We start from the raw sequence: 10,743 nt of genomic DNA, 5'->3' as shown, positions 1-10,743 counted from the left end.
CGAGATTGCACCCCAAGGGCACTTCCTCGCGCTTCGCGCTCAGGGCGCCACGGCCCCGTTGGGGCCTCGCAATGACAATTCGGGGGCTATTACCGTTTTACCGTCAAACTGCGCCGGGCCCGGCTGTCCGCTTCCCGGTATACGGAAATTAGCAGCTGCCACTTGACGTTTGAGCGGCAGCCTGTTCGTATTTGGCAGCCTGCCCTCAGAACATCAGGCAGATGAGGCCGTTCGCACCCTCGTTGATGATCTTCGTCAGGGCGTCCTTCAGCTTATAGCGCGCGTCCTCCGGCATACGCTTGAGCTTCGTGTTCAGGCCCTCGTTCACCAGCTCAAAGACGGAGCGGCCGAAAATATTGCTTTCCCAGAGCTTCTCCGGATCGGACTCATATCCGCCGAGCAGATACTGCACAAGGTCCTCGGACTGCTGCTCGTTGCCGACCATGGGGCTGATCTCCGTCTGGATGTCAGCGCGCAGCATATGGATGGACGGCGCGCTCGCGCGCAGCTTCACGCCGTAGGCCCCGCCCTTGCGGACGATCTCCGGCGCTTCGAGATGCATCTCCTCCGCCGCAGGCATGACGATGCCGTAGCCCGTGGCGCGCACCTCGTCCAGCGCAGCAGAAATTTTGTCATACTCCCGCTTCATGGCCGCAAGCTCCGTCAGCAGGCGCAGGAGTTGGCCGTCGTTCCCCACGGAGAAGCCGGTGCGCTCGCTGAGGATCTGGTAAAACAGCCCCTCGCGGAACTCCAGCTCACAGGTGACGGTCCCGCTGCCGAGGTCGACGTCTGCAATGCGGCAGCCGCAGACCTGCTCCAGCTCACAGGCGCGGCGCAGCGCCGGCTCGGCATCCGCGAGGCAGGCGATGCCCGCCGCGTTCTCCCGCAGGGCGGAATAGAGTGCTGCCTTGAGCGGGTGCTCCAGCTCGAGCGCCCGTACCCACGCCGGGAGGAACACGCGTACCTCCCGCATCGGGAACGTATAGAGCAGCGCGCGCAGCAGCTCGCCCAGCTCTGCCTCGTGCAGGGACTGGCAGTCCGCCGTCACAGCGTGCACGCCATAGGTCTCCTCCAGCTCGCGGCGCAGTGCCTGTGCCTGCCCGCCGTTCGGCGCGGCAGAATTCACAATCACAAGGAACGGCTTCCCCGTTGCCTGCATATCCCGGATGGCCCGCGCCTCGGCCTCCCGGTAGTCTGCACGCGGGATGTCCGTGATGGACCCGTCCGTCGTGACGACGAGGCCCACCGTGCTGTGCTCCTCCATGACCTTGCGCGTGCCGAGCTCGGCCGCCTCCTCCATAGGGAGCTCCGTGTCGGCCCACGGCGTCGTGACCATGCGCGGCTGGCCGTTTTCCGTCGCGCCGATGGCCCCGTCCACAAGATAGCCCACGGAATCGATGAGCCGCACGGACAGGCGCGCCGTTCCGTCCGGCGTGATCTCCACGGCTTCCTCCGGCACGAATTTCGGCTCCGCCGTCATGATCGTCCGGCCGGAGCCGCTCTGCGGCAGCTCGTCGCGCGCCCGCTCGCGCTGATAGAGATCCTCGATATTGGGGATCACCAGTTCCTCCATGATGCGCTTGATCAGCGTGGATTTTCCCGTGCGCACCGGTCCCACCACGCCGATGTAGATGTCTCCGCCCGTTCTTCTGGCAATGTCGGCGTAAAGATTGCTCATTATCACAGCCTCCCCCACAGTCTCGTGATACAGGCTATGCGGCAGGGCGGACAGGTATGCAAAAGCCTGTCAAGAAGTCCCTTGGGCTTCTTCGACAGGCTTTTGCCAAAATTCATAAAATATGGTACGAATATCAGTTCTTGAGCTTGTGCAGGTACAGCACGCCGAGCGTGCCCTCGCCGCAGTGGCACGAGATCGTGCAGCCCGCGTTTGTCTCATAAATATGCTCGAAATCACCGCACTCGCGCACGGTGCGGTGCACGGTGTCGAGGATCTCCTGCGGGACGGGCGTGTGCGTGATGAAGATCGTATCGTACAGCAGGTCGTCGTGGTTCTCCAGGCGGTCGCGGACATAGTGCTCCATGCACTTGACATAGCTGCCGCGGTACTTTTTGCCGACGATCATCTTGTTGTCCACGACCTCGATGCACGGCTTCAAGCGCAGCAGGTTCGCACCGAGAGCCACGACCGACGAGCAGCGGCCGCCCTTGACCATGTAATCCAGCCGGTCGAGCAGGAAGCTGGCGTCGACCGTTGGGGCAAACGCATTGAGCTGCCGGTACATCTCCTCAGGGTCCGTGGCGGTCTTTGCAAGGCGGCAGGCCTCGAGCACAACATGGCCCTGACCGGTGGAGAGGTTGCGGGAATCGATAACGTAGACATTCGGCAGGTCCTCTGCAGCGAGAACAGCGTTCTGATGCGATGCGGAGAAGCCGGAGCCGATGTTCACATGGAACACGGCGTCATATTCCTTTGCCAGCTCGGCAAAGCGGTCGTGGAACACGCCGACCGGCACGGCTGCCGTGCTGCACAGCGCGCCGCCCGCTGCAACATGAGCAAAAATATCGGCGGGCTGGATATCGACGCCGTCGCGGAAGCTCTCGTCGCCCTTGTTGATAAACAGGGGGAAAAGCTCGATGTCATTCTCGCGCAGAAGCTCCGGCGAGAGATCGCAGGTACTGTCGGACGTGATCTTGATTTTCATAGGTTTCTCCCATTCTGCAGAATTTTGCGGTATTACTGTTTATTATATCCTGTAAAAAAAACTCTGTCAAGAACTCGTCGGGCAAAAAAGCATCCTCCGGCGCGGTTGCATTCCTGCGCGCGATATAGTATACTAAAGTCAAAGAAATTCGGGATCGTTCTTGATCTCTCAAAGGGAGGCCGCGCCATGAAAGTGCCGGAATACTATATGACGCTCCTGCAGGAGCTCTCCGAGGGGACGCGCAAGCCGCCGGAGGGCATCTCTCTGTCGCAGCAGGAGCCGCTGCCCCGCGCCATTGAGCTGCAGCAGCAGATCCAGGGCATGGGGCTGCCAGAGTTCCTCCGCCGCTGTGCCGCGCAGGACGGAACCGAGCTGGACGAGGACGAGCTGGAGGCCCTGAAGCCGGAGAATCTGCTTGCCGCGCTGGCCCGCGACCCCGCGCCGACGCAGACACCGCCCGAGGCTCTTGAGGACCTCGAGGGGCCGAAGGAACCCGACCCCCCCGTCATCGAGGAGCCGGACGATCCCCGCAGCGTTTACTCCGTGCTGCTGGACTGCTGCAGTCTGGACGAGGACCTGCTGCGCTATCTCATCGACGTGCTGCAGCGCAACGCGGACAAGGAATTCCAGAAGCTCGCGCTCGTCACCACGCGCAAGGCCTTCCCGCCGGAGGCCCTGCTGGAATGGCTGGCCGGGCTGGAGAGCCGCGCCACGCGGGAGGAGCTGATCTGCTCGGCCGTGATGGACGCCTGCCTCGACCGTCTGGCAAGCGAGGACCAGAAGGAGCTGATGGCCGCCCTGCTCAGCGGCGACCGCAAGACGTTTGAGCTGTTCCGCTGCGAAGCGCCGGAGCTTGTACATCTGCCGCAGGCGACGTTCGAGTGGTACGCCGAAAATTATCTCGACCACTACTACCCCATCCGCTATCTCATCCGCTTCAACGGCATCAGGCTCCCGGAGGCTCCGCGATGACGGGCCATGCCGCGCTCGCCCGCGCGAATTTTGAAACGGGCTGCAACTGCGCGCAGGCCGTCCTGTGCGCCTATCCGGAGCTGCTGCCGCGCGAGACGGCCATGAAACTCGGAGCCTCCCTCGGCGGCGGCATCGGGCGGCTCCGCGAGGTCTGCGGCGCGGTCAGCGCCATAGTCCTGCTGGCCGGGCTGCTGTATGCAGATACGGACATCCCGACGCACGAGCGCAAGCAGGCGCATTACGCCCGCGTGCAGGAGCTGGCCCACCGCTTTCAGTCCGCCCATGGCTCCTATCTCTGCCGGGACCTTCTGGCCGGGGTAGAGACGACGCCCGGCGGCGCGCCGGAGGCCCGGACGGCGCAGTATTACGCCAAACGTCCCTGCGCCGGGCTATGTGAAAGCGCCGCAGCCCTGTTCGATGCCTATGTGCAGGAAAACCCACCAGAGAAACAGCCGTAAAGCAATGACCCTGCTGCAAGCTCGCAGCAGGGTCATTGTTTTGCTTATTTGTCTTCGACGATGGCGATGTGCACATCGGCAAGCTGCTTCGGATCGACGGCGGACGGGGCGTCCATCATCAGGTCCTGCGCATTCTTGTTCATCGGGAACGGGATGACCTCGCGGATGGAGTCCTCACCGGCCAGCAGCATGACCATGCGGTCCACGCCCGGAGCGATACCGGCATGGGGGGGCGCACCGTAGCAGAACGCATTGTACATGGCCGGGAACTTGGCCTTGACATCGGCTTCGCCGAGGCCCACGAGCTCAAAGGCACGGATCATGATCTCGGGGTCGTGGTTCCGGACGGCGCCGGAGGACAGCTCCACGCCGTTGCAGACCAGATCGTACTGATAGGCGTTGATCGTCAGCGGGTCGATCTCGCCGCGATGCGCGCGCTCAAGCGCCTCCAGACCGCCCTGCGGCATGGAGAACGGATTATGACAGAACTCCAGCTCGCCGGACTCCTCGCCGATCTCATACATCGGGAAGTCGACGATCCAGCAGAACTCATAGCGCTCGGCATCCATATGGCCCTCGACCTGCGCGCCGAGCAGCTTGCGCAGTACGCCTGCGGTCTTGACGGCCGCGCCGTACTTGCCGGCGGCCAGCGCGACGAAGCTGTTCTTCGTCAGGCCGAGCTTTTCGATGACCTCGTCCTTCTTTTCGGCGACAAACTTGGAGATGCCGCCGACCAGCTCGCCGTTTTCGTCCAGACGGAACCAGTAGGCCTTGCCGCCGGAGAGCATCTCGGCCTCGGCGCAGAGCTTGTCGATGAATTTGCGGGTCTTGTGGAAGTCCGGTACGACGACGGCCTTGACGGTCTGCCCGGCAAACGGCTCAAAGCCGCAGTCCTGCAGGCAGGCGGCGTCGGTCAGCTCAAGGTCGATGCGCAGATCGGGCTTGTCGGAGCCATAGCGGTCCATGGACTCGCGGAACGAAATGCGGCGGAACGGCGCCGCGGAGGCCGCCTTGTACTTGCCGTACTTCGTGAACACCGGGGGCAGCACATCCTCAAGGACGGCAAAGACGTCGTCCTGCGTAGCGAAGGCCATCTCCATATCCAGCTGATAGAACTCGCCGGGGCTGCGGTCGGCACGGGCGTCCTCATCGCGGAAGCACGGCGCGATCTGGAAATAGCGGTCGAAGCCGGAGGTCATGAGCAGCTGCTTGAACTGCTGCGGAGCCTGCGGCAGGGCATAGAACTTGCCGGGATGGTTGCGGGCCGGGACAAGATAGTCGCGCGCGCCTTCGGGCGAGGAGCTCGTCAGGATCGGCGTGGTGATCTCGAGGAAGCCGCGCTCCGTCATGCTGCGGCGCAGGTCCGCCACGACATTCGAGCGCAGGATGATGTTCTTCTTGACCTCCGGGTTGCGCAGGTCCAGATAGCGGTACTTCAGGCGCTGATTTTCGTCAGCCTCCTTCGAGCGGTTGATCTCGAAGGGCAGCGCATTGTAGCGGCAGCGGCCAAGCACGGAGACGCTCTCCGGCACGACCTCGATCTCACCCGTGGGCTGCTTCGGATTCTTGCTGGTGCGCTCGCGTACCACGCCGGTCACGGAGATCGTGGATTCGCGGTTGATGGGCTTGAAGGCCTGCATCATCTCCTCCGACTCAATGACGACCTGCGTCGTGCCATAGAAGTCGCGCAGGACGACAAAGGCCAGATTGCTGCCGACCTCGCGCATATTTTCCAGCCAGCCCGCCAGTGTGACGGTCTTGCCGGCGTCGGCGAGACGAAGCTCGCCGCAGTTGTGCGTTCTCGATTGCGTCATGGATCAATTCCCCCAAAAATTATTTCTCTAAAATCACGGAGCCCTTGTTCAGCTCGGAAATTCCCTTGCGGATCAGCTCGACCGCCTCGTCAGGCTTCAGGCTGACCTGCTGACCGGTGCGCAGGTCCTTGACGGAGCAGACGCCCTGCGCGATCTCGTCCTCGCCGAGGAAGACGACATACGGGATGCCCAGCTTGTCGGCATACGTCATTTTCGCCTTGAACTTCTTCTGCTCGGAATAGATCTGCGTGCGCAGGCCCGCATTGCGGAAGCGCGTCGCCAGCTCGACGGCGGCGGTAAAGTCGTCCGTCATGGGCAGCAGCAGCACATCGGCCGGAGCCGTGAGCAGGTCAGGATTCAGCATTCCCTGCTCGTCGAGCACATAGAACAGGCGCGTCAGGCCGATGGCCACGCCGACGCCGGGCAGGCTGCGGTCGGAGTAATACTCCGCCAGATTGTCATAGCGGCCGCCTGCGCAGATCGCGCCGATCTCAGGATGGTCGAGCATGCGCGTCTCATAGACGGTGCCGGTGTAGTAGTCCAGTCCGCGTGCGATGGTCAGGTCGACGGCGAAGTTCTCCTCCGGCACGCCGAAGGCCGCCAGATACTTCGTCACGGTCGTCAGCTCGTCGAGGCCGGTGTCAAAGGCCTCGTCGCGGCCGCGGTAGGCTTCGAGGCGCCCGAGCACCTCGGCATTCGTGCCGCGGATGGCGATGAAGCGGAGAATTTCGTCGGCATCCTGCTCCGAAAGGCCGATGTCCTCGACGAGGATGACGCGGACCTTGTCCGGGCCGATCTTGTCAAGCTTGTCCACCGTGCGCATGATATCGCCGGACTTTTCCGTCAGGCCGAGCATGGCATAGAAGCCGTTGAGAATTTTGCGGTTGTTCACGCTGATGCAGAAGCGCTTCAGGCCGAACTCCGAAAATACCTTATAAATAATGGACGGAATTTCCGCCTCGTTGACGACGGAGAGCTTGCCGTCGCCGATGATGTCGATATCGGCCTGATAGAATTCGCGGAAGCGGCCGCGCTGGGCGCGCTCGCCGCGGTAGACCTTGCCAATGGCATAGCGCCGGAACGGGAAGCAGAGCTCATTCTCATGCAGGGCGACGTATTTTGCCAGCGGAACGGTGTGATCGAAGCGCAGGGCCAGATCGGAGTCGCCCTTCTGGAAGCGGTAAATCTGCTTTTCCGTCTCACCGCCGCCCTTGGCCAGCAGGATTTCGGCCGACTCGATGATGGGCGTGTCGATGGGCGCAAAGCCGTAAAGGGCGAAATTCTTCCGCAGGATCTCCAGCATACGCTCGAACTTCTGCTGCGGCGCAGGCAGCAGCTCCATAAAGCCGGAGAGAGTGCGGGGTTTCAGTTTTTCCATAGTCGTTCTTCCTTATATTGATATCGGTCAGATTTCAAACAGCAGCTCGTCGAGCGTATAGAAGCCCGGGCCCCGCCCGCAGATGGCCTGCGCAGCGCGCAAAGCGCCCGCCGCAAAAATTCTGCGGCTCGCAGCTCTGTGCGTGATCTGCAGCGTCTCATCCTCGCCGAAGAAATAGACGGTATGCTCGCCCGCGACCGTTCCGCCGCGCAGCGAGAACACGCCGATCTCCTCCGGCTTGCGCTTGCCGCAGAGGCCCTCGCGGCCGTGAAGGACCGTCGCCGCGCCCTCTGGGTCCAGCTCCTGCAGCAGGAGCTTTGCCGTGCCGCTCGGCGCGTCGGCCTTCTGGTTGTGGTGGATTTCCACGATCTCCTTGTCCCAGCCAGCAAGAACGCCCGCATAGTCATGCAGCATCCGGCGGAACACGGCGATGCCCGTGCTGTAGTTCGCCGTCCAGATGACAGGCAGCTCGCGGCCCAGCTCCTGCAGGGCATCGAGGTCCGGCTCCGTCAGGCCGGTCGTGCCGCTGACAAGGGCGGTCTTCGTGCGGTGCAGGTAGCCGAGCAGGGGCTGCAGCGCGCCGACGCCGGAAAAATCGAGGCAGACGTCCGCGCCGGGGGCCGTTTCATAGGCCTCGGGGCAGGTAATGTCGGCATGGCCGACGACCTCCCAGCCGCGCTCCAGCGCCAGCTCCTCGAGCATGCGGCCCATTTTGCCGTATCCGCTCAGAAAGACCTTCATTCCGCAGCCTCCTGCACAGGGAGCCCGGCCTCGCGCATAATGCGCTTCAGACGGCCCAGATTCTCCGGGGCCATGGGATACATCGGCATACGGAAATGCCCGGCCTGCAGGCCCATCAGGTTCATGGCCGTCTTCACGGGGATGGGGTTGACCTCCATGAACAGGGCGTTGATGAGGTCAAGATAGCGCAGCTGCGTCTGCAGAGCCTTTTCATGGCGGCCGGCCAGATAGTCCGTGACCATGTCGTGCACGGTGCGCGGCATGACATTCGCCCACACGGAGATGACGCCGGACGCGCCGAGGGACATCAGCGGGATGGTGATGTCGTCGTTGCCGCTGTACATCGTGAAGTCGTCGCTCAGGTAACGCGCGACCTTCATGGCATAGCCGATATCGCCGCTGGCCTCCTTGATGGCCATGACGTTCGGGTGGACGGAGAGCCGCCGCACAACGTCCGGCGAAATTTTGCAGCCGGTGCGGCCGGGGACGTTATAGAGGATGATCGGCGCGGTAGCCGCATCCGCCGACATCATGAAGTGGCGGTACATGCCCTCTTCATTCGTCTTGACATAATAGGGGCTGATGCACAGCAGCGCCGACGCGCCCATCTGGGAATAGATGACGCTCTTGTGCTTCTGCATCTCACTGGAGTTCGAGCCTGCGCCCGCGATGACGGGGACGCGGCCGTTGACGTGGTCGATCACGCATTCCAGTGTTTTGATATCCTCCTCCAGCGAGGTGGACGCCGTCTCGCCCGTGGTGCCGAGCGCAAGGATCGCGTCCGTACCGTTGGCGATGTGCCAGTCACACAGCTCCCGAAGGCGGGCAAAATCAACGCTGCCGTCCTCATGGAACGGAGTGACCAGCGCGACGATGGAACCGGTTAGCTTTTTCATTCTGCGTTCCTCCTGTCTGCGTCAAAATTTACAGCCTTGTACTCATAAAGAATAGCATTTTCCGGACAAAAATGCAAGCTGTTTTCACGCAGGATGCATCCCGCGCGGGAAAAATCCACAAGCGGGGCCGCTTTGGAAACGTTTTCGCGCTGCGGGATTTGTGGAAACGGGAGAATATTCACGATTTTTTCGTTTTATCTTGCAATTAATCTACTATTGTGATATGCTCGAAACATCCTAAAGGAAAGGGGGCAAATGAAAATACAGAAAACGCAGTCCGACCGTCCGTCTCAGAATTTATGAAGTGTGAAGGAGGTTAAACCATGCGTAAAGTAATTTCTATTGTTTGCAGTGTTGTATTGTGCATGTCCATTGTGCTGGCCTCAGTTGGCCAGGTAAGTGCTCTCGAAAATGCCGATGTTGCAAATCGTGAGGAGCAGATATCGGCACTTTTCGACGAAATGACAGAAAACCTTGCTTTGTCTCTTCTCAACGAAGCAATCGCTGACGAATCTTCCGTTTCCAGTCAGGCCGCCGTTCAAGAAGACCTCGCCGATATCGACGAGCAGCTTGCCGAGTTAGGTGTTCGGCAAGTCGAAGGCGATGAGCTAGCCGAGATATTGAACCGTGAATCTGTTCATTCTCCCGTAGCTCCGCAGGCCTCCAAACCAGCCGACACAAATACGACAAAATGGTACGTATATAACTATATTTCCAACTCCTACGGTGGAAAAAAATATGATGTGCAGCGATTAGTTGCTGTTGGTAACAATCCTGGCGGCACACTCGTAACCGGAGAAGACAATTACAAGTTCTTTTCAGATAAACCGATTCTTGGTAAAGTATTAAAAACATTAGCCTTAATTTACGCGCAGAAGGCGCTTGGGACTACTGGAATCGTAATGCAATGGCTCCCCTATGAATTGATAAGTCCGCCCGAATCTACAAACAACTCTTTTAACAGTTGCTATATTACCTATCGTTGTGTTTCAACTGTTGCATTTTCATACGTCAAAGAGTCATCTAAAAGTGACGACTACTATGAGCTTAGTTTTTACGCAAATAAATTCTCAATCGCTGCAAATATTCACGGCGCAGCTGTTGTCAATTCTACGCCGAAAACATACTCTGATAGTAAAACTGCCACGGTAGTCGCAGAAAACTATAACGCCATTCTTCCTGCCATCGCATCGTATCTCAACGAAGGCGGTTGCTATGGCTATATTTATTCTTTTGACATTCGCTGCTGTGATGGCACATATACAAAAACGGTCTATGTTCCTACTCCGATGTCTGGCCCCGGTCAAATCGTGTAATCAGTCCGGCAAATCTGTATGGAATTTATCGGAGTATTCTTTTTCCCGCTGATCGGTTTTTTCATGCTGTTCTTCCCAGAGGATATTTTTGAGATCATGAATTCTCGGCGGAATGAAGCAAACGGCGAGCCGACCCGGTCTTTTCTGATCGGCACACGCATTGGGGGCGCGATCATGATGCTGATCGGCATTGGGGGATTTATTGCCCTTCTCATTGAGCGACTGTCCGGCTGATCTCCGGCAGTCAGGGGAAATTCTCGGGGCAGCACCACCTGATACAGGAGAGTCATTCGCAAAGCACTACCCTGCGAACGACGAAGCTGTTATCACGCGGTGCTGCTCCTGTACTGTCACGCGTTCACAAGGGGGTATCCGCAATGATGTTCAATTGGTATTCTTTCAGACTGTCAAAAAACTGCCAAGCCATAAGTTTCGGAGGGAAGAAAAGTGTGAAAGGAAACCGTCAGGGTGTCCTTTCGCGTTTGATCACCCGCCGCAGCGGCAG

The 10,743-nt window shown here is 59.9% G+C and carries 10 protein-coding genes; 4 read left to right on the top strand and 6 right to left on the bottom strand.

Features of this window, described 5'->3' with window-relative positions:
* Positions 1–205: 205 nt before the first annotated feature.
* Complete coding sequence (gene spoIVA / locus WMO66_RS01495; RefSeq protein WP_349134643.1) at positions 206–1,681, bottom strand: stage IV sporulation protein A; 1,476 nt, start codon at positions 1,679–1,681, stop codon at positions 206–208.
* Between the two features lie 130 nt (positions 1,682–1,811).
* Complete coding sequence (locus WMO66_RS01490) at positions 1,812–2,663, bottom strand: DegV family protein (RefSeq protein WP_349134642.1); 852 nt, start codon at positions 2,661–2,663, stop codon at positions 1,812–1,814.
* A 186-nt stretch (positions 2,664–2,849) separates the two neighbouring features.
* On the opposite strand from WMO66_RS01490, the gene WMO66_RS01485 reads away from it, so the two are divergent.
* Entirely contained in the window at positions 2,850–3,635 is a 786-nt protein-coding gene (locus WMO66_RS01485) for a hypothetical protein (protein WP_349134641.1), read from the top strand.
* A complete protein-coding gene (locus WMO66_RS01480) occupies positions 3,632–4,093 on the top strand; it encodes a C-GCAxxG-C-C family protein (RefSeq protein WP_349134640.1) in 462 nt (153 codons plus the stop codon). Before WMO66_RS01485 ends, WMO66_RS01480 begins: the two co-directional genes overlap by 4 nt.
* A 44-nt stretch (positions 4,094–4,137) precedes the next feature.
* Here the strand turns inward: WMO66_RS01480 and aspS are convergent, their stop codons facing one another.
* The 4 genes from aspS to dapA are packed head-to-tail and all read right to left on the bottom strand — an operon-like array spanning position 4,138 to position 8,922.
* On the bottom strand, positions 4,138–5,907 hold the full coding sequence (gene aspS, locus WMO66_RS01475) for an aspartate--tRNA ligase (RefSeq protein ID WP_349134639.1): 1,770 nt from the start codon (positions 5,905–5,907) through the stop codon (positions 4,138–4,140).
* Between the two features lie 19 nt (positions 5,908–5,926).
* Positions 5,927–7,285, bottom strand: coding sequence for a histidine--tRNA ligase (gene hisS, locus WMO66_RS01470; protein WP_349134638.1), 1,359 nt, complete (start codon positions 7,283–7,285; stop codon positions 5,927–5,929).
* 27 nt (positions 7,286–7,312) lie between these two features.
* Positions 7,313–8,026, bottom strand: coding sequence for a 4-hydroxy-tetrahydrodipicolinate reductase (dapB, locus tag WMO66_RS01465; protein WP_349134637.1), 714 nt, complete (start codon positions 8,024–8,026; stop codon positions 7,313–7,315).
* A complete protein-coding gene (gene dapA, locus WMO66_RS01460) occupies positions 8,023–8,922 on the bottom strand; it encodes a 4-hydroxy-tetrahydrodipicolinate synthase (RefSeq protein ID WP_349134636.1) in 900 nt (299 codons plus the stop codon). Before dapA ends, dapB begins: the two co-directional genes overlap by 4 nt.
* Before the next feature lie 323 nt (positions 8,923–9,245).
* Here dapA and WMO66_RS01455 point away from each other — a divergent pair, with 323 nt between their 5' ends.
* A complete protein-coding gene (locus tag WMO66_RS01455) occupies positions 9,246–10,238 on the top strand; it encodes a hypothetical protein (protein ID WP_349134635.1) in 993 nt (330 codons plus the stop codon).
* An 18-nt stretch (positions 10,239–10,256) separates the two neighbouring features.
* The gene (locus WMO66_RS01450; RefSeq protein ID WP_349134634.1) at positions 10,257–10,472 is read left to right on the top strand and encodes a DUF6199 family natural product biosynthesis protein; all 216 of its coding nucleotides are present in this window, start codon (positions 10,257–10,259) and stop codon (positions 10,470–10,472) included.
* Positions 10,473–10,743 lie beyond the last annotated feature (271 nt).

This window comes from Faecousia intestinalis, from assembly GCF_040096185.1.
Classification (GTDB): Bacteria; Bacillota; Clostridia; order Oscillospirales; family Oscillospiraceae; genus JAZOXB01.
Note: the sequence above shows the minus strand (reverse complement) of the source record. Positions and strands in the feature narration are given on the sequence as shown.